Consider the following 17,384-nt stretch of genomic DNA (forward strand, 5'->3'; position numbering starts at 1 on the left):
TGGGTGGATCGGCTACTTCGGCTTCCCCATCTGCCCGCGTGTGGATGGTCACGACTGTCGCCTTGCCTGATCAGGTGCGGATGTGAGGGCGGCGACGGTGAGCGTCAGGTGCTGGACCAGTACCTCGGTGGCGGTGTCGGCGTCACGGGCCAGCGCCGCTTCCTCCAGCCGGCGGTGCTCCGCGGCGCCGTCGCGGCCGGGCGTGCGCTGCGCCGACCAGCGGCGGGCCAGCTCGCCGGCCGTCCATAGCCTGTCGAAGGTGTCCAGCAGCACGGGGTTGCCGCATCCGTCCAGCAGCGTCCGGTGGAAGACACGGTGCGCCTCCGACCAGGCGCGGGTGTAGTACTCGCCCTCCTGCGGCACGTACGGCGGTGTGCGGGTCAGGCGGTGGTGGGCCGCCCGGACCCTGGCCTCCCAGTCGAGGTCGCCGCGCTCGATCGCCAGGCGCAGCATGACCGGCTCAATCGTACGGCGGGCCTCCGCGATCTGTTGCCACCGCCGGTCGGAGAAGTCGGGGACGGCGAAGCCGCGGTTGGGCAGCCGCACCGCGACGCCCTCGCCAACCAGCCGCACCAGAGTCTCGCGTACGACGGCCAGGCTGACCTGGTGGTGCTGGGCCAGTTGCTGCGGCTTGAGCGCTTCACCCGGGGCGTACTCGCCCGTCATGATCGCTTCCTGAAGCCGGGCGTGGACACGCTCGGAGAGCATCTGTTTCGCCGAGGGGTCGGCCATCTGCGTCATGCCCTCAGGATAGACCATTTGCCGAATAATCGATTATCCGTGTTATGGTCGATGATGTCTGGGCGGCGATCTCGATGGCGCTGCCCGCCTATCCCGGCTCATCGGCCGGCACCCTCGCCATCTCCATGAAGGAACAGACGTGAACAACCCCTTTGCCCGCCTCCCTCAAGTTCCCTCCTTCACCGTCACCAGCACCACGCTCACCGACGGCGCTCCCTGGCCCCCCGAGCAGATGTCCGCAGGACTCCAGGGAGGCAAGGACATCTCGCCACAGCTGTCGTGGAGCGGCGCCCCCGAGGGGACGAAGAGCTACGCCGTCTCGGTGTACGACCCGGACGCGCCAACCGGCTCCGGGTTCTGGCACTGGGCCGTGGCCGACATCCCCGCCACCGTCACCGAGCTGCCCGAAGGCGCGGGCGACGACACCGGCTCCGGCCTCCCCGACGGCGCCTACCAGCTACCCAACGACGCCCGCGTGGCCCGCTACCTCGGCGCGGCCCCGCCGGCGGGGCACGGCCCGCACCGCTACTTCATCGTGGTGCACGCTCTCGACACCGAGACCATCGGCGTCCCGGCCGAGGCCACCCCCGCCTACCTCGGTTTCAGCATCGCCGGCCACCTTCTCGGCCGCGCGGTCCTGACCGCCACCGCCGAAACCCCATGACCGTGACCCCGATCGAGCTCTTCGCGTCCGGCATCCACCTGTCCCGGGGCGGCAGGATCCATGCCGACGCCCGGCCGGCGGACGCCGGGCGCAATGGCTGGTATCTGAAGGCGTTCCACGCCAGGACCGGTGCCGACGTCCAGGCCGACCACTGGCAGGTGAACACCGAGGCCGAGCAGATCGTGTCCTGCGTCATCGGCAAGATCCGCCTCTACCTCCGTCCGCAACGGCCGGGACGGCAGGGGGGAGAGGAGGAGATCAGACTGACGGCCGGCACCGCCGCGATCGTCCCGCGCGGACGGTGGCACCGGATCCAGCTCGACATCCCCAGCACCGTCATGACCATCACTCCGCCATGTGGCGGCCGCTTGGAGAGACGCGCCGACCTCCTCTGACGGCGCCTGCTCCCTGGGTGGGCGCCGCTTCCCCCTTTCCACGGATAACGGGACTGACGCGTTGTGCGGAGTGCGGGTCGCGCTGTTGCTGCAGCGTCGCAGCGCGCAGCCGTACGGCCGCACCTCCGGCGACCCGATGCCCTGGGACATCGCCCTGTCCACGGCCTGCCCGACCTGCCTGGAGGTCGCCCTCATCGCCGAGCACGGCAAAGGCGCCGCCCGCGCGGCCGGCGCCGGAACGCACCGATAGGCCACGGGACCACAGGCCGTCTGTGGCCCCGTCTGTCAATAGCGGAGCCACCGCTTGCGCTCCTGGCCGCGTGGATCTGACCAGGGGCGGCGCGTGACACCGCGCCGGGCCACCACTGTTGACCTGGGGAAGCGCCTATTGACACGAGACCACGGGAGTGGCCGTTGGCTGGTCAGACGGGGCGGCCGTCGCAGTCGTAGTGCTCCATGTGGGTTCTCAGCTGAAGTGGCGAGTTCGCAGGCGATCTGGCGAAGCATGTGGCAAGTTCTCATCTGATGTGGCGAGGATGAGCGTGTGATGGCCCACTTGCGGCGAGCGGTTGCATGTCGCGTTGAAAGGGAGGCGGCGATGAATGCCGAGGACTGGCACGCTTCGGGGAGTTCGTTCAAGCCGTAGATGAGCGGCGCGAGCTGGATGTAACCGAGCTGCGCGAGGCGGGAAGGTTGCTGAGCGAAGTGGCTCGGGCGAGCGCCTACATGGTCGGCTACGTGCGGGCTGAAGCCGCTTCCCTGTGTAAGCGAAATGTCTTGCACGATGATACAGGCGACGATCCAGAGGCCCGGGTCGCCGAGGTCCGACATCGCATGGAGCTGATCGCGGAGCTTTTGCGGAAGGTCGAGCTGCATGCCCGTCGCTCCCATACCGCGCTCGGGCATATCGGCGTGCGGATGAACCCCGACGAGGATGAGAGCCAAGCGGCTATTCCATGATCACCAGCCGGTTTCAGTCAGACGCATCCGCGGTGATGAAGGGGACGGGTCACGCGACCAAAGGTGCTGAGCCAGCGTCGGTGGTGATGCCGCGGTTCTGGGTCATGACAGGTACAGGTTGACCATCGGCGTCCCGCTCCCCGAAATCCGCCACTTCAGATGAGAAGGCAAGGCCAGTGAACACCCCGGATACAAGTGGCGAACCGCAGGTCAGCGACGCCGGCATTCGACAGATCAACAGAGAAGCCGCACTCCGGGTCCGCCCCGAGGTGGATGCCGTTGCAGCGCTCGTGCGGGTCTTGGAGGTCGTGGTCGTCGTCGGTGCCGGGGTTGCTTGCTCGCCGCCACGCTGCCCGACCCCCGGGTGCTCACCGGGCCGCTCGCCGCCACGCTGGAAAGCGTGCGCGACATCTCCAGCCTGCGGGCAATCGTCACACACCTGCCGCCCTCCTTCCGCGTGAGCGAGCTGCGGATCGCCGCCGCAACCGAAGGGCTGCGCCGCTACCGGGCGCTGCCGGAGCGCGACCCGTCCGCCGAGTCGGACATGCTCGACGGGCTGGTCACCGTCCTGGTCGGTCTTGCTGAACGGGACAAAGACTTCCATGCCTTCGGCGGTGAAGGCGATGTCCGTGATCTCCACCTCGGTGATCTCCACCTCGGTGATCTCCGAGCGGCGGCTCATGAGGGCGAAGCCCAGCACCAGCACCGCCCGGTCACGCAGTCCTGTCGGGGTGTTGTTCGGCGGGGCGGTGACCATGGCACGCAGGCGATCCACGGTGATCGGCGGAGATCTGCGCGGGCGTCGCCCCTGCTGAGCGCGCTCACGGCGGTAGGCGCGCAGTGCCAGCCTGGCCGCGGTCGTCGCGGGCTTGCCCAGTCCGGCGTGGTTGTGGGCGGCCAGGACACAGGCCAGGGCGCGGTCGATGCTGGACGGCGCGTATTTCTGGGCGGCGAGATGGGCGACGTAGTTGGCCAGGGTCGCGGCGGTGGCGGGAAGGAAGCTGCGGCCGTTGCTCTCGCACCAGGCCGCGTAGGCGGCGAAGTCCCGGGCGTAGGCGATCCGGGTGTGGGCCGCGAGTCCGTCCTCCACCAGCCCGGCGGTCTCTCCCTCGAGCTCGTGCTCTGCTACCGGCGTTTGCGGAGTCAGATCGGTGCCGGGGAGGGGCTCATATGGTTCTCCATGATCAACTAGCTGAGTAGCGATAATGCATGTTAGGGCTACTCAGGCGGCCGGGCTCCAACGCCACCCCCGCTCTCGACTATCCGACGCCCCACTGACAGTCGGTGACGCGCCTGCAGGCCAGCTTGATGCGGAGATACCGGAGTCTGCTGCTGGCATTTTGTGGCATAGACCACTGGTATGTCGTGGCAAAACAGCAGTTCATCGGCTGAATCGCGCCCACCAGCACGTGGCAAATCTGCCATCTTCCATCAGCGGGCCCCGCCGCAGAGCCCGGGAGGCGCCCGCCCGCGATCACAGCGAGGTGCTGGCTGTGTGCTCGATCAAGCTCTCAGCTCTGGAGACCCATGGGTCGCGGAGGGTTCGCGTGACCTCAGAATCCGTCACTGAGGCTGAAACCGTGTCATTCGTCCGTGCCGCAGCGCGGTCCCCGCTGGCGGTAGTGGCATTCACTCACTGGCGACGTGTGGCAAAACCCCAGGACAGCTTCGTGGCAATCCTCACCCGACGTTCTCACGATCGACTCATGGCCGGTTTTACGCCTATCTCGGCTGGACCCGGGTCAGGGGGCGCTCAGGGCGATTACTTGCGGGAATTCTCCATTCCCGCAAGTTGGCCTGGAGTGGCGCGACGCAACGGATCTTCATTTCTGATTTTGATTTTCTGGAAAATCGAAAATGCTAGAGTGCTGCTGTGAGCGGGGAAACGGGCGTGGTGACGCCGTGTAAGCACTGTGGGACGCCGATCGAGCAGCGGGCGGGGCGGGGGCGGCCCAAGGCGTACTGTCCTGAGGGGGATTGTCAGGCGGCGGCCAAGCGGGAGCGGGAGTTGCGGCGGGCCACGCCGGGGCTTGAAGGGGCGTTGGCCAGGGCCGAGCAGTTGTATGACCGGATGGAGACCGGGCTGGCGGCGGCTGTTGAGCCGTTGGCTCGGGCGCTGTCCCAGGAGCTCAGTCCTGCCGGGGTCGAGGCCAAGCTGAGTGCGGTTCAGGCTGAGGCGCATACGCGGGTGGCGATCGCGCGTACGGAGCGGGAACAGGCCTTTGAGCAGGTACGGCTGGCCCGCGAAGCCGTCGAGGAAGCGCAGCGTGAGACCGAACGCATGCGGGGGCGGATGGCCGAGGCCGAGGCGGAGCGGGATGCCGCGCATAGTGATGCCGAGCAGGCCAGGGAGCAGGCGCTGGCGGCGTTGCGGGAGGCGGCCTCCACGGAACGGCAGGCCAAGCAGCGGGCCGATGAGGCCGTGCGGCAGGCCAAGGAGCTGGCGGACGGGGCGGCTCGGCGGGCTGAGGAGGTGGCCGAGGAAGCTGCTCGGCGGGTGGAGGCGGCCGAACTCGCCCGGGAGGAACTGGCCGGGCGGGTTGAGGCGGCTCTTGGGCAGGCTTCGGTGGCGGAGGCGCGGGCCGTACAGGCTGAGCAGGAAGCTGAGCGGGAACGGGCGGTTGCGGGCGCGGCGACGATCGCGCGGCAGGAAGCCGAGCGGGGGCGGGAGGAAGCTGAGCGGGACGTCGCCGCGGCCGGGGCGCGGGCCGAGGCGGCGGTGCAGGAGCGGGAGCGCGCGGCCGCGCGGGCCGATGCCGCGGAGGAGGGGCGGCGGCTCGCGGCCGCGGAACTCTCCAAGGCGGAGGCCGCCCGGGATGAGGCGCGGGTACGGCTGGCCGAGGCACAGGACGCCCGGGACGCGGCTCGGGCGGAGTTGAGCGAAGTCGAGGCCCGGGTGGCCGCCGGTGGTGGGCCCGAGCTGGACAACGCACGGGCTGAGCTGGACAACGCACGGGCCGAGTTGGACAAGAAGCGGGCCGAGTTGGACAAGAAGCGGGCTGAGCTGGACAGAACGCGGGCTGAGAAGGATCGGCTCAGGGGAGAGTCGCTGGTGGATCGGGCTCGGCTGGAGGATCTGCGGGCGGAGCTGGAAGCGGTCAGGGCGGAGGCGGCGCAGTTGCGGGAGCGGGCGGTCGTCGCGGAGCTAAGGGGCGGCGGGACTGGACGCTGACGGGGCGCGCGCATCAGAGGACGGCGAGGGGGCGTTCGGGCCAGAGGACGGCAACGGGGTGTTCGGGTCAGAGGACGGTGACGGGGCGGTGAGGGCGGCGCGCTGTGCTGGGGTGAGGCGGTCCGGACGGGTGGTGACGGAGTAGGCGCCGGTGGCGGCGGGCCGCACCGTCAGGGGGTCAGCGATGGCCGGGCGCTGGATGAGGGCGTTCAGGCCGTCGGCGACGCGGTCGCGGGGGAGCGCCAGTGCGGCGGCGAGTTCGTCCACGGTCATCGGCCGTGCGGCGTGGACCAGGGCGGCGAGTACCGTCAGGGCGTTGTGCACGGCCGGTTCGGTCAGGACGGTGCTGGACATCTCCTCGCTGATCCAGGTGAAGAATCTTCCCATCCGGGCCAGCCGGATTCCGGCGGCCGTGTCGGCGCCCAGGATCTCGATGCCGTCTCGCGTCGCCTCCGCGACCTTGTCGTGGGCGCGCGTGTCGGCCGTCCAGGCGCGTAGCCAGGAGTCCTCGTGGACGACGTAGCGTTCGCGGCGGCCGCCGGGGTCGGGTTCGCGGCCGACCAGTCCCAGGGGATGGAGGTAGGCGATCGCCTTGGAGACCGACGCGGGGCTGACCCGCAGGCGCGCCGCCAGTTCGGCCGCGGTCAGGCTGCCCGACTCCGTGGTGAGCAGGCAGACGAAGACGCGGGACGGCATGCGGGGCAGGCCGGTCCCGGACATCAGCGCGGCGAGCCGTTCCGCGAAGTCGTGGGTCGCGGTCGGTGACACCGTCCGGTACGGCCGGCGCCGCCCCGCCCGCCGTCCGGTGGCCTGCTGGGCGTGGTCGGCCAGGTAGCCGCCGGGCCCGCCGTTGCGCGCGACCTCGCGGCTGACGGTCGAGGTCGGCCGGCCGAGCCGCCTGGCGATCTCGGCGTATCCGAGACCTTCGGCGACGCAGGCGGCGATCTGCCGGCGTTCGTCGTGGGTCAGCCTGCCTCCGGGCATCGGTTCGCCTCCTGGGTGCGTTCGTCGACAAGTCATTGCAACACTCGTTGCGTTTCCCGTCAACACCATTGCAATTATCAGGGCAATTGCCGCACTTTCCGTTGACGACTCATGAAACGCAACGTAGCCTTTCCGCGATTCGAAAGGAGTGCGACAAGCATGCACGTAATGGCGATTTCCACGATCAGTGACGCGCGGGGCTTCTGGGACACGCTCAAGCAGGCGCACGGCCGGCTGCCCTCGGGCGCGCGGTGGCTGGTGGCGGTGGCGAGCACGGACGGGACCAAGGCGGTCAACGTCATCGTCCACGACTCGATCGACAGCGTGAAGGCCATCCTCGACGGCCCCCACGCGAGGACGGAGTACTTCGAGGCCGACAGCGCCAACGCGGTCGGGCTGCCCGGATGACCCCGGAGCGGCTGCTGGAGATCCTCGAGGAGTTCCAGACCCCGAGCGCCGCGGTCGGCATTCTGCACCACGGTGAGCTCACCGAGTTCGCCGCCGGAGTCAGGCATGTCGGGACACGGGAGCCCGCGACGCCCGGCACCATCTACCAGTGCGGCTCCCTGACGAAGACCTGGACCGCGCTCGCCTTCATGCAGTTCGTCGACGAGGGCAAGGTCGCCCTGGACGAGCCGGTGCGGACCTATCTGCCCGAGTTCGCGGTCGCCGATCCGGAAGTCGGCGCCGCGGTCACGCCGCGCCATCTGCTGAACCACACCAACGGCATCGAGGAGTCCTTCGGCGATCCCGGCGAAGGCGACGACGTCTATGAGCGCATGATCCGCAACATCGCCGGGGCGCCGCAGGTGCACCCGCTGGCGTACACCCACGGATACAGCGCGGCGCTCGGCTACGCGGTGCTCGCGCGCGTCATGGAGGTGGCCGACGGGCGGCGGTGGGACGACATCATGAAATATCGGCTCTTTGAGCCGATGGGGTTGACCAGCACGAGCAGCCGGCGTGAGCACGTGGACCAGACACGGGCGGCCACGGGGCACGTCGTCCGCTCGCCGGAGGAAGGGCCGATCGTCTCGCCGGTGGACTACCTGCCGCGCTCCTTCGGCCCCGGCGGCAACCTCAGCTCGACGGCCGGTGAGGTGCTCGCGCTGGCCCAGGTCCTGCTCAACGGCGGCACGGCGGCCGACGGCACGAGGATCGTCTCGGCCGCGGGCGTGCAGGAGATGATGCGGTCACGTGTGCCGGTGCCCGATCCGTACATGTTCGGACCGGAATGGGCGCTCGGACTCATCGTGTGCGACTGGCACGGCGAGACCGTCTACGCGCACGACGGCAGCACCATCGGCCAGAACGCCCGGCTGCGCGTCCTGCCGGACTCGAACCTCGCCATCACGATGCTGACCAACGGCGGGCCGCGCGACGGCCTGTATCGGAAGGTGTTCAACGAGATCCTGGCCGAACTCGGCGCGGCCACGATCCCCGCCCTCCCGGCGCCCGTTCCGGATCTCAACCTTGATCTTTCCCGGTACGACGGCGTCTACGAGCGACCGGACGTCCGCTACGAGGTGAAGGCGGAGGGCGGGAAGTTGTTCATGACCCTGTTCCTCAACCCGATGGAGGCCGCCTTCCTCGGCAAACCGGACCGCCTGACCTACGAACTGCTGCCGGTGAGCGACACGCACTTCCTGATGCCCACCGAGGAGGACACCCAGACCGTCGCGATCTACGACTTCAAGGATGGTGCGGCCCAGTACCTTCACACCAACTGCCGGGTGACGCCCCGACGCCAGGCATGAAGTTCACCTTCCGCCCGGCCCGCCGGAAGACCAGGTCGTGAGCAGCGAGTGGAGGGTGTCGAGGATCCGGGCCCAGGAGGCGCCGGAGTCGCGGGCGCCGTGGCTGAAGCCGCCGGCCCGCTCCAGGCTGACGTAGCCGTGGAAGGTGCTGTGCAGCAGGCGGACCGCGTCGGTCTCGTCGGGCTCGGGCAGCGCGTAGCCGCGCAGGATCGCGCGGGTCATCGCCGAGTGCCGCCGGGCCGCGTCGGCGGCGGGGCCCTCGGGGTCGATCTCGATCTGGGCGGCGGCGTACCGGCCGGGGTGTTCCGTGGCGTAGCCGCGGTAGGCGTTGGCGAAGGCGGCCAGCGCGTCCTTGCCCGAACGGCCGGCCAGCGCGGCGGCGGCCCGGTCGGCCATCTCGGCCAGGGCCAGGGCGGCCATCCGTACGCGTAGGTCCTGGGCGTTCTTGATGTGGGAGTACAGGCTCGCGTCCTTGACGCCGAACCTGCGCGCGAGCGCCGAGACGGTCACGTTCTCGAAGCCGATCTCGTCGGCCAGTTCCGCGCCCGCCCTGGTCAGGCGGTCGGCGCTCAGTCCCACGCGTGCCATGTGGCCATCTTCCTAGAGGGGTTAATCATTTGCATAGTACCTCTAGGAAAAGTTAGCTTCGCCGGTATGAGACCACTGACCGAGCGTGAGATCCGTGCTTCCTTCGTCAACTGCACCAAGGGGGAGGCCAAGCGGCTGGCCGTACCCAGGGATCTGGCCGAGCGGCCGTGGGACGACCTCGACTTCCTCGGCTGGCAGGACCCCGCCGCGCCCGAGCGGGCCTATCTCGTCGCCGACGACGGCGTGGCGTTCGTGGGGGTCGCGCTGCGTCGTGCCGCGCCGAACGCCCGGCACGTACGGCGCAGCATGTGCTCCATCTGCCTGACCAGCCACGTGGGCGACGGCGTGTCCCTGCTGACCGCGCGCAGAGCCGGGAAGGGTGGCCAGCAGGGCAACTCCGTGGGCGCCTACATGTGCACCGACCTGGCCTGCTCCCTCTACCTGCGCGGCAAGAAGGACGCCGGGCCCGGCGCGCGGCTGCACGAGTCGCTGACGCTGGACCAGCTGGCCGAGCGGACCGTGGCCAATGTCAGCGGGTTCCTGGAGAAGGTGACGGAGCAGCTCGACCTGCCGTGACCCGCAGCCGCTCGACGAGGTCGTGCAGCTGGTCGCGTTCCTCGGCGCTCAGCGGTGCGAGAAAGGCCTCCTGTGCCTCGGCGAGCACCCGCGCCGCCTCCTTGAACGCGCGTTCGCCCGCACCGGTGAGCGTCACCACGTGTTTGCGCCGGTCCGCGGTGCTGCGCGAACGGCGCGCGTACCCGCGCTGCTCCAGGTCGTCCAGGACGGCCACCATCGTGGTCCGGTCCAGGCCGGTGGCCTGGCACAGCTCCTGCTGCGAGTGACTGGCTCCGCGCATCTCCTCGATCACCCGCACGTGCCGGCCGCGCAGGCCCAGCGGCGCCAGCACGCCGTCGAACCGCGCCCCGGCCTGGGCTCCGAGCTTGACGAGCAGGTAGCCCGTCTGGGTGTCGAGGCGTGGCTCCATGAACCCAAATCTAGGGCCTTCACGCCGGCCCATCGATTCCTTAGGCTGATTATCAGCTCTACTGATAATCAGATTGAGGGAACATATTGGACAGGATCATCCTGGTGGCGCTCGGCGTGATCACCGCCACGCCGGTCGCCGCCCTGTTCGTGCCCGCGTCCCTGACCACCGCGTACGGCATGGCGGTGCCGTCCGACCCGATGGCCCTGGCCTTGCTGCAGCACCGCGGCATGCTGCAGGCGGCGCTCGGCGCCGCGCTCGTCTGGGCCGCCTTCCAGCCCTCGGCCCGGATCCCGGCCGCCGGCGCGGCCATCGTGACCAAGGCGACCTTCCTGGCCCTGCTCGGGCCGGGCCGGTTCGGGGACGCGCCCGGCGCGCTTTTCGACGTGCTGGCCATCGGGCTCCTGGTGGTGGTGATCGTCCGCCGCAAATTCGACACCAGATAGTTTGGGGTCGTACTATCAGACGCATGCGTACTTTGATCCGTGGTGCCCGGGTGTTCACCGGCGAGCGCACCCTCCCCGAAGCCGATGTCCTGATCGTCGGCGACCGGATCGCCGAGCCCGACGGGCTGCGCGCCGACGTGGAGATCGACGGCGCGGGCAAGACCCTGCTGCCCGGCCTGATCGACGCCCACGTGCACGTCTCCGACGGCATGCTCGCCCAAGCCCTCACCTTCGGCGTGACCACCGAGCTCGACATGTTCTGCCTGCCCGGCAACCTCGCCCGCCAGCGCCGGCTGGCGGGCGAGCGTGACGACGTGGCCGACCTGCGCAGCTCCGGCGTGCTCGCCACGGCGCCCGGCGGGCACCCGAGCCAGATCATGGCCGCCGAGGGTGGCGCGCTCGACTGGCTCGGCGACGCGGTGGGCCCGTTCGACACGATCGCCGACGCCGGACAGGCCGAGGCGTTCGTGGCGGCGCGGCTGGCCGAGGGCGCCGACTACCTGAAGATCGTGATCGACAACGGCGTGAGCGCCGGGCTCGACCTGCCGGTGATCGGCCCGGACGTGGTCGAGGCCCTGGTCGAGGCGGGGCACGCGGCGGGGCTGCGGACGATCGCGCACGTCGCCACCGCCCGCGACACCGCCATCGCGCTGAACGCCGGCATCGACGGCCTGGCCCACGTCTTCCATGACAGCGCGCCCGGTGACCCGGTGACAGAAGAGCTGGCCGCCCGTGCCGCCGGGCAGGGCGTCTTCGTGGTCAGCACGCTGGCGTACATCGAGTCGATCACCCAGGACCCGCGCGGCGCCGAGCTCGTGCGCGACGAGCGGATCGCCGCCCGCCTGCCCGAGCGGGCCAGGGTCGCGCTGGCCCGCGACCACTCGGTCGTGCCCGTTCATCCGCAGGGCGTCGTCAACGCCCTGAGCACGGCCGCCGTCCTGCACCGCGCGGGCGTCGCCCTGCTGGCCGGCACCGACGCGAACTTCTTCGCCCCGCTGCACGGCGCGAGCATGCACCGCGAACTGCTGTTGCTGGTCGAGGCCGGGCTCACGCCCCAACAGGCGCTGGCCGCCGCCACCCGCCTGCCCGCGCTCCACTTCGGACTCACGGATCGCGGAAGCGTCCTGCCCGGCCTGCGCGCGGACCTCGTCCTGGTCGAGGGCGACCCGACCCGCGACATCACCGCCACCCGCGCCATCGCCGAGATCTGGCGCCGCGGCGTGCGCCAGCCGCGCTGAACGACGGCAGGAAAGACCGGACCCCCAAGTTTCCGGACCTGCGCGCGCCCATCCCTGGGGTACGGCCCCGCCCGCTCCGATAGTCGAGCCATGACACAGACGAAGAGATGGCTGCGATTCGGACTGCACTACCTCGAGATGGTCGTCGCGATGCTCGCCGGCATGTTGCTGCTCGGCCTGCTGTGGGACGCGGTCCTGCCGGGAAACCTCAGAACCGACGTCGACGTCCTCATCATGGCCGCCGACATGACCCTCGGCATGGCGCTGTGGATGCGCGTACGCCACCACGCGTGGCCCGCCATCGCCGAGATGAGCGTGGCCATGATCGCCCCGTTCCTCCTGCTGCTCGTCCCGTACTGGTTAGGGGTGATATCCGGACATCTGGTGATGACGATCGGGCATGTGCTCATGTTCGTCGCCATGGCGGCGGTCATGCTGTGGCGGCGCGAGCAGTACCTGAACCATGAGCATCGCCTGGCTCCGCGGTGGTTCGGGCGGGCGGGGGTCGTGCTGGTCGCGCTGCTGGTCCCCGCGTCGGTCTCGGGGGTGAACACCGCGGGGAAGTTCGCGGGTCTGTACGCCGCCCGCGCCGACGCGGTCACGGTACGGCCGGCGGGCAACCAGGCCGGGCACGACCCGGCCAAACCCACCGTGGCCCTGCTGGTCAGCGGCGGCGGCACCAACGCCGGCGACCTGCTCGGGCCGTACGAGGTGCTGGCCGGCTCCGGCCGCGTCAACACCTACGTCGTCTCGCCCGGAGCCCGGCTGGTACCGCTGACCGGCGGCCTCGACCTGGTGCCCGACCTGACCTTCGGCGAACTGGACCGGCTGCTGGCCGAGGGGCGCGACACCCTCGACGCGGTCGTCGTCCCCGCCCTGAACCACCCGGCCGAGCTCGGCGCGATCACCGCGTGGCTGCGCCGGCAGGCGGCGGCCGGGGCGCTGGCCGTCAGCGTGTGCGCGGGGGCCCGCACGCTGGCGGCCAGCGGGCTGCTGGACGGCCGGCCCGCGACCTCCCACTGGTGGCGGCTGCCCGAACTGCGCGCCGGCTACCGCAAGGTCGGCTGGGTCGGCGGCCGCCGCTACGTGGACGACGGCGAGGTCATCTCCACGGCCGGCGTCCTGTCCGGGATCGACGGCGGACTGCGCGTCCTGGAACGGCTGGTCGGCATGGACGCCGCCCGCGAGGCCGCCCGCCGGGTCCACTGGCGCCACTACAAGCCCGGCGCGTCCGGGGCCGTCCCGGTCTCCGGCTGGGAACCGGCGGACGTGGCCGTCGTCGCCCTGAACTCCTCCTACCAGGTCGGCCCTTCCGCCATCGGTGTCCGGCTGGTCGAGGGGACGGGGGAGCTGGAGCTGGCCTCGGCGTTCGCGACGTACACCGAACACTCCATGGTCGGGCGGACGGTCGCGGTCGGCGAGGGGCCGATCAGGTCGCGGCACGGCCTGACGTTCGTCCCGCGCGCCCGGGACGCCGGCGGCCTGGACCGTCTGCTGGTGCCGGGCACGGCCGCCGTCCGGGGTGAAGCGGGCGCGGAGTATCTGCACACCGGCGCCGAGTTCGCCTTCGACCCGGTCCTGCGTGACCTCGCCCGCACCTATGACGTGCCGACCGCCCGGTGGGCGGCCAAGACGCTGGAGTACCCCGTGATGGACGTGGACCTGCGTGGCAGCGGCTGGTTGTGGCCGGCGACGATCGTCGCGCTGGCGCTCCTGCTTCTGGGCGCCGCCGCGGCCGTCGCCGGCCGCCGGGCGGTGCGGTGGGCGCTCGGCCGCCGGGGGAGCCGGTAGCGCCGGGGCGTGGGCAATTCCGCGGAAGCGGCCTAATGTGGTGGGTTGACTCTTCTTCTGACTGCCCGTCAGAGGCCTGCCATAGGGGTGACGCATGCGGATCGCGATCGTGGGAGGTGGCCTGGCGGGACTGACCACCGCGTGGCTGCTGGACGACGAACACGAGGTGGTCGTGCTCGAAGCGGCCCGGCACGCCGGCGGGCACGCCCACAGCGTGCGGGCCGAAGGCGTCACCGTCGACCTCGGCGCGCAGTACGTGTCACCGACCGGCTTTCCCGCACACGGCCGGCTGCTGCGTCTGCTGGGACTGTCCGGCGCCGACCTCGCCCCCGCGCCGCTCACGCTCACCGTGACCGGGCCGGACCGGGCGGCGCCGATGCTGGTCACCCCGCACCTGCCCGACGAGCGTCGCGGCGATCGCGCACCGGTGACGGGACGGCCGTGGAAGGCGCTGGGCACGTTTCTGGCCGCCGCGGCCAAGTTCCAGGCGACCGATCCGAGCTGGGAGATCCCGCTGGCCGAGCTGGTCGAGCCGCTGCCGCTCGCGCGCGAGACCAAGGACTGGCTGCTCTACCCTCTGCTGGCCCACCACGTCCGATGCGCCAACGAGCAGGCGCCCGAGGTGTCGGCGCGCGCGGCGATCGAGTTCTGCCTGAGCGTGTCGGCCTCCTCCGGGGAGCACGCGCCGCTGTGGTCGGCCCTCGTCCCCGGAACCCAGGACGTGGCCAGGCGGCTGGCGGACGCGCTGCCGCCTGGAGCGGTCCGCACCGGCTCGCCCGTCGGCGCGCTGCGCCGGGACCACGGGCGGTTCGAGGTCGTGGACGCGACGGGCCGCGCGGTCATGGCCGACTGCGTGGTGCTGGCCGTGCCCGCGCCCGCGGCGCTGTCACTGCTGTCCCCGCTGGCGGGCACGCATCGGTTACGGCTTGCGCTGGGCGCCTTCACGTACACGCCGGCCGAGGTCGCCGTCCACCTGGACCCCGCCTACCAGCCAGCCGACCGCCGGCACTGGTCGGCGGTGAACCTTCAGGTGCACGACGGCTGGGCCGAGGCCGCCCATTGGTACGGCCCGGCCCTCGGGGTGGACGTGTTCAAGAGCTGGATCACCTACCGCGACCGCCCGCCCGCCGAGGTCGTCGCCCAGCGTTCCTTCCGTCAGCTCGTCGCCACCCCGTCGGCCGTGCGGGCCCGCGCCACGCTGGCCGCCCGCCAGGGACAGGGCGGGATCTACCTGGCGGGCAGTCACCTGACCGGCAGTGACAGCCAGGAGAGCGCGGTCAGGTCGGCGCTCGCCGTCGCGGAGCTGCTGACGCCGGGTGCGGCCCGGCTGCGCGAGCTGACCGACGCCATCGCGCCGCTCGGTGACGGTTAGCCGGCGCTCACGTACTTGCGCAGGTGCTGGGCGGTCAGGGAGGAGCCCTGGCCGATCAGGTCGGCCGGGGTGCCGGAGAAGACGATCTGGCCGCCGTCGTGGCCGGCGCCGGGACCCAGGTCGATGATCCAGTCGGCGTGGGCCATGACGGCCTGGTGGTGTTCGATGACGATGACCGTGTTGCCGTCGTCGACCAGCCGGTCCAGCAGGGCCAGGAGCTGGTCCACGTCGGCCAGGTGCAGGCCGGTGGTGGGTTCGTCGAGGATGTAGGTGGAGCCGTTCTTGGCCATGTGGATGGCGAGCTTGAGCCGCTGGCGTTCGCCGCCGGACAAGGTGGTCAGGGGCTGGCCGAGGCCGAGATAGCCGAGGCCGACCGCGTTCAGGCGATCGAGGATCGTCCTGGCCTGACCGGTGGTGAAGAAGTCGCGGGCCTCTTCCGCGGACATGGCCAGGACCTCGCTGATGTTCTTGCCGCGAAGCCGGAACGACAGCACCTCGGCCGTGAACCGCTTGCCGTCGCACTCGTCGCAGACCGAGCCGACGTCGGCCATCATCATCAGGTCGGTGTAGATCATGCCGATGCCCTTGCAGGCCGGGCAGGCGCCTTCCGAGTTGGCGCTGAACAGGCCGGGCTTGACGCCGTTGGCCTTGGCGAAGGCGGCGCGGATGGGGTCCAGGACGCCGGTGTAGGTCGCCGGGTTGCTGCGCCTGGAGCCGCGGATCGGCGACTGGTCGGCGACGACCACGCCGTCGCCGCCGGACACGTAGCCGTGGATGAGCGAGCTCTTGCCCGATCCGGCCACGCCGGTGACGACCGTCAGCACGCCCAGGGGGATGTCGACGTCCACGTCCCTGAGGTTGTGGAGGGTGGCGCCGGTGACGGGCAGGTGACCGGTGGGGGTGCGGAACGTCTCGCGCAGCCGTACCCGATGGTCGAGGTAGCGGCCGGTCAGGGTGCCCGAGGCGCGCAGCCCGTCGAGGTCGCCGGCGTAGCAGAGCTCGCCGCCCGCGGAACCGGCGCCGGGGCCGAGGTCGACGACGTGGTCGGCGATCTCGATGGTCTCCGGCTTGTGCTCGACGACCAGGACCGTGTTGCCCTTGTTGCGGAGCTGGAGCAGGAGGTCGTTCATGCGCTGGATGTCGTGCGGGTGCAGGCCGGCGGTGGGCTCGTCGAAGACGTAGGTGACGTCGGTCAGGGGAGAGCTGAGGTGCCTGACCATCTTGACGCGCTGCGACTCGCCGCCCGACAGCGTCCCGGATTCGCGGTCGAGGCTGAGGTACCCGAGGCCGATCTCGACCAGCGAGTCGAGTGTCGTGCCGAGGGTGTCGATCATCGGTCCGACGCCGGAGCCCTTGAGGCCGCGGACGAACTCCGCCAGGTCGTTGATCTGCATGGAGGAGCAGTCGGCGATGTTGCGGCCGTCGATGAGGCAGGACAGGGCCGCCTGGTTGAGGCGGGAGCCGCCGCAGTCCGGGCAGGTGCCGAGCTTGATGGCGCGGTCGGCGAAGGCGCGGGCGGCCGACTGCATGGAGTCGCGTTCCTTGCCGATGTACTGCTTCCTGATCTTGGGGACCAGTCCCTCGTAGGTGAGGTTGCTCGTGCCGACCTTGACCTTGGTGACCGGCGCGTACAGGAGAAGCTGCCACTCCTCGGGGGTGAAGTCCCCGAGCTTGCGGTCGGGGGAGAAGAAGCCGGAGTTGACGATGATCTGCCAGTACCAGGTGTCGACGGCGTAGCCGGGGGCGGTCACCGCGCCCTCGTTGAGCGTCTTGTCCTTGTCGATCAGCTCGTTGACGTCGATGTCGGTGACCTTGCCCAGGCCCTCGCACGCCGGGCACATGCCCTCGGCCCGGTTGAAGCTGAAGTGCGGGGCGGGCCCGACGAAGGGCTCACCCAGCCGGCTGAACAGAATCCGGAGCATCGTGTACGCGTCCGTCGCCGTGCCGACCGTCGAACGGGCGTTGGCCCCCATCCGCTCCTGGTCGACGATGATGGCGGCGCTCAGGTTGTGCAGCGACTCCACCTCGGGCCGCGACAGCGGCGGCATGAAACCTTGGATGAACGCGGTGTAGGTCTCGTTGATCAGCCGGCGCGACTCGGCCGCGATCGTGTCGAAGACGAGCGAGGACTTCCCCGACCCGGACACGCCGGTGAAGACGGTGAGCCGGCGCTTGGGCAGGTCGAGGGAGACCCCCTTCAGATTGTTCTCTCGGGCTCCACGGACCTGGATGAGGTCGTGGTTGTCTGCGGCGTCGTAGTCCGAAGGCTGCATGTCTTGAATTATTCCATT

General features: G+C 70.5%; 18 protein-coding genes. 12 read left to right on the top strand and 6 right to left on the bottom strand.

The features are described from left to right. Positions 1–48 precede the first annotated feature (48 nt). Positions 49–741 (bottom strand): GntR family transcriptional regulator, encoded by a 693-nt coding sequence (locus ACIBKY_RS52690; RefSeq protein ID WP_397109857.1) that lies wholly within the window; start codon positions 739–741, stop codon positions 49–51. Between the two features lie 139 nt (positions 742–880). On the opposite strand from ACIBKY_RS52690, the gene ACIBKY_RS52695 reads away from it, so the two are divergent. From ACIBKY_RS52695 to ACIBKY_RS52710, 4 genes are all read left to right on the top strand, one after another. Continuing rightward, positions 881–1,405: a YbhB/YbcL family Raf kinase inhibitor-like protein gene (locus tag ACIBKY_RS52695; RefSeq protein ID WP_397109859.1), complete on the top strand. Its 525-nt coding sequence runs from the start codon at positions 881–883 to the stop codon at positions 1,403–1,405. Then, positions 1,402–1,800, top strand: coding sequence for a cupin (locus ACIBKY_RS52700; RefSeq protein WP_397109861.1), 399 nt, complete (start codon positions 1,402–1,404; stop codon positions 1,798–1,800). The genes ACIBKY_RS52695 and ACIBKY_RS52700 overlap by 4 nt, the downstream gene beginning before the upstream one ends. A 70-nt stretch (positions 1,801–1,870) precedes the next feature. Further along, positions 1,871–2,050 (top strand): hypothetical protein, encoded by a 180-nt coding sequence (locus ACIBKY_RS52705; protein ID WP_397109863.1) that lies wholly within the window; start codon positions 1,871–1,873, stop codon positions 2,048–2,050. Positions 2,051–2,493: 443 nt separating this feature from the next. Continuing rightward, complete coding sequence (locus ACIBKY_RS52710; protein WP_397109865.1) at positions 2,494–2,760, top strand: hypothetical protein; 267 nt, start codon at positions 2,494–2,496, stop codon at positions 2,758–2,760. A 49-nt stretch (positions 2,761–2,809) separates the two neighbouring features. On the opposite strand, the gene ACIBKY_RS52715 is transcribed toward ACIBKY_RS52710, so the two are convergent. Further along, a complete protein-coding gene (locus ACIBKY_RS52715; protein WP_397109867.1) occupies positions 2,810–3,850 on the bottom strand; it encodes a tyrosine-type recombinase/integrase in 1,041 nt (346 codons plus the stop codon). Positions 3,851–4,633: 783 nt separating this feature from the next. Here ACIBKY_RS52715 and ACIBKY_RS52720 point away from each other — a divergent pair. Then, the gene (locus ACIBKY_RS52720; protein WP_397109869.1) at positions 4,634–5,932 is read left to right on the top strand and encodes a hypothetical protein; all 1,299 of its coding nucleotides are present in this window, start codon (positions 4,634–4,636) and stop codon (positions 5,930–5,932) included. Here the strand turns inward: ACIBKY_RS52720 and ACIBKY_RS52725 are convergent. Beyond that, a complete protein-coding gene (locus tag ACIBKY_RS52725; protein WP_397109871.1) occupies positions 5,906–6,916 on the bottom strand; it encodes a MarR family transcriptional regulator in 1,011 nt (336 codons plus the stop codon). The two genes, ACIBKY_RS52720 and ACIBKY_RS52725, sit on opposite strands and share 27 nt — an antisense overlap. Positions 6,917–7,084: 168 nt before the next feature. Between ACIBKY_RS52725 and ACIBKY_RS52730 the strand changes: the two genes are divergently transcribed. Together ACIBKY_RS52730 and ACIBKY_RS52735 are read left to right on the top strand one after the other, a co-directional pair. Continuing rightward, the gene (locus tag ACIBKY_RS52730) at positions 7,085–7,324 is read left to right on the top strand and encodes a hypothetical protein (protein ID WP_397109873.1); all 240 of its coding nucleotides are present in this window, start codon (positions 7,085–7,087) and stop codon (positions 7,322–7,324) included. Further along, positions 7,321–8,673 carry a serine hydrolase gene (locus tag ACIBKY_RS52735; protein WP_397109875.1) on the top strand — a complete coding sequence of 451 codons (1,353 nt, stop codon included), beginning with the start codon at positions 7,321–7,323 and terminating at the stop codon, positions 8,671–8,673. The genes ACIBKY_RS52730 and ACIBKY_RS52735 overlap by 4 nt, the downstream gene beginning before the upstream one ends. Before the next feature lie 3 nt (positions 8,674–8,676). Here ACIBKY_RS52735 and ACIBKY_RS52740 read toward each other — a convergent pair whose 3' ends face one another. Further along, entirely contained in the window at positions 8,677–9,261 is a 585-nt protein-coding gene (locus ACIBKY_RS52740; protein WP_397109877.1) for a TetR/AcrR family transcriptional regulator, read from the bottom strand. A gap of 66 nt (positions 9,262–9,327) precedes the next feature. Here ACIBKY_RS52740 and ACIBKY_RS52745 point away from each other — a divergent pair, with 66 nt between their 5' ends. Beyond that, entirely contained in the window at positions 9,328–9,837 is a 510-nt protein-coding gene (locus tag ACIBKY_RS52745; RefSeq protein WP_397109879.1) for an FBP domain-containing protein, read from the top strand. Here ACIBKY_RS52745 and ACIBKY_RS52750 read toward each other — a convergent pair. Further along, on the bottom strand, positions 9,791–10,246 hold the full coding sequence (locus ACIBKY_RS52750) for a MarR family winged helix-turn-helix transcriptional regulator (protein WP_397109881.1): 456 nt from the start codon (positions 10,244–10,246) through the stop codon (positions 9,791–9,793). The two genes, ACIBKY_RS52745 and ACIBKY_RS52750, sit on opposite strands and share 47 nt — an antisense overlap. An 86-nt stretch (positions 10,247–10,332) precedes the next feature. On the opposite strand from ACIBKY_RS52750, the gene ACIBKY_RS52755 reads away from it, so the two are divergent. The 4 genes from ACIBKY_RS52755 to ACIBKY_RS52770 all read left to right on the top strand — a co-directional run bounded on the left by ACIBKY_RS52755 (position 10,333) and on the right by ACIBKY_RS52770 (position 15,093). Beyond that, positions 10,333–10,692, top strand: coding sequence for a hypothetical protein (locus tag ACIBKY_RS52755; protein WP_397109883.1), 360 nt, complete (start codon positions 10,333–10,335; stop codon positions 10,690–10,692). Between the two features lie 23 nt (positions 10,693–10,715). Continuing rightward, entirely contained in the window at positions 10,716–11,930 is a 1,215-nt protein-coding gene (locus ACIBKY_RS52760; protein ID WP_397109885.1) for an amidohydrolase family protein, read from the top strand. A gap of 90 nt (positions 11,931–12,020) precedes the next feature. Further along, positions 12,021–13,721 carry a DJ-1/PfpI family protein gene (locus ACIBKY_RS52765; protein WP_397109887.1) on the top strand — a complete coding sequence of 567 codons (1,701 nt, stop codon included), beginning with the start codon at positions 12,021–12,023 and terminating at the stop codon, positions 13,719–13,721. Positions 13,722–13,815: 94 nt separating this feature from the next. Then, the gene (locus ACIBKY_RS52770) at positions 13,816–15,093 is read left to right on the top strand and encodes an FAD-dependent oxidoreductase (protein WP_397109889.1); all 1,278 of its coding nucleotides are present in this window, start codon (positions 13,816–13,818) and stop codon (positions 15,091–15,093) included. Here ACIBKY_RS52770 and ACIBKY_RS52775 read toward each other — a convergent pair. Then, entirely contained in the window at positions 15,090–17,366 is a 2,277-nt protein-coding gene (locus tag ACIBKY_RS52775) for an ATP-binding cassette domain-containing protein (protein WP_397109891.1), read from the bottom strand. The two genes, ACIBKY_RS52770 and ACIBKY_RS52775, sit on opposite strands and share 4 nt — an antisense overlap. Positions 17,367–17,384: the final 18 nt, after the last annotated feature.

The sequence above is a fragment of the Nonomuraea sp. NPDC050394 genome, from assembly GCF_044459065.1.
Taxonomy (GTDB): Bacteria; Actinomycetota; Actinomycetes; order Streptosporangiales; family Streptosporangiaceae; genus Nonomuraea.

Coding starts and splice junctions, on each gene's coding strand:
- ACIBKY_RS52750 (WP_397109881.1), bottom strand. CDS start 10,246: ATGGAGCCACGCCTCGACACCCAGACGGGCTACCTGCTCGTCAAGCTC.
- ACIBKY_RS52690 (WP_397109857.1), bottom strand. CDS start 741: ATGACGCAGATGGCCGACCCCTCGGCGAAACAGATGCTCTCCGAGCGT.
- ACIBKY_RS52775 (WP_397109891.1), bottom strand. CDS start 17,366: ATGCAGCCTTCGGACTACGACGCCGCAGACAACCACGACCTCATCCAG.
- ACIBKY_RS52745 (WP_397109879.1), top strand. CDS start 9,328: ATGAGACCACTGACCGAGCGTGAGATCCGTGCTTCCTTCGTCAACTGC.
- ACIBKY_RS52765 (WP_397109887.1), top strand. CDS start 12,021: ATGACACAGACGAAGAGATGGCTGCGATTCGGACTGCACTACCTCGAG.
- ACIBKY_RS52740 (WP_397109877.1), bottom strand. CDS start 9,261: ATGGCACGCGTGGGACTGAGCGCCGACCGCCTGACCAGGGCGGGCGCG.
- ACIBKY_RS52700 (WP_397109861.1), top strand. CDS start 1,402: ATGACCGTGACCCCGATCGAGCTCTTCGCGTCCGGCATCCACCTGTCC.
- ACIBKY_RS52725 (WP_397109871.1), bottom strand. CDS start 6,916: ATGCCCGGAGGCAGGCTGACCCACGACGAACGCCGGCAGATCGCCGCC.
- ACIBKY_RS52770 (WP_397109889.1), top strand. CDS start 13,816: ATGCGGATCGCGATCGTGGGAGGTGGCCTGGCGGGACTGACCACCGCG.
- ACIBKY_RS52735 (WP_397109875.1), top strand. CDS start 7,321: ATGACCCCGGAGCGGCTGCTGGAGATCCTCGAGGAGTTCCAGACCCCG.
- ACIBKY_RS52730 (WP_397109873.1), top strand. CDS start 7,085: ATGGCGATTTCCACGATCAGTGACGCGCGGGGCTTCTGGGACACGCTC.
- ACIBKY_RS52760 (WP_397109885.1), top strand. CDS start 10,716: ATGCGTACTTTGATCCGTGGTGCCCGGGTGTTCACCGGCGAGCGCACC.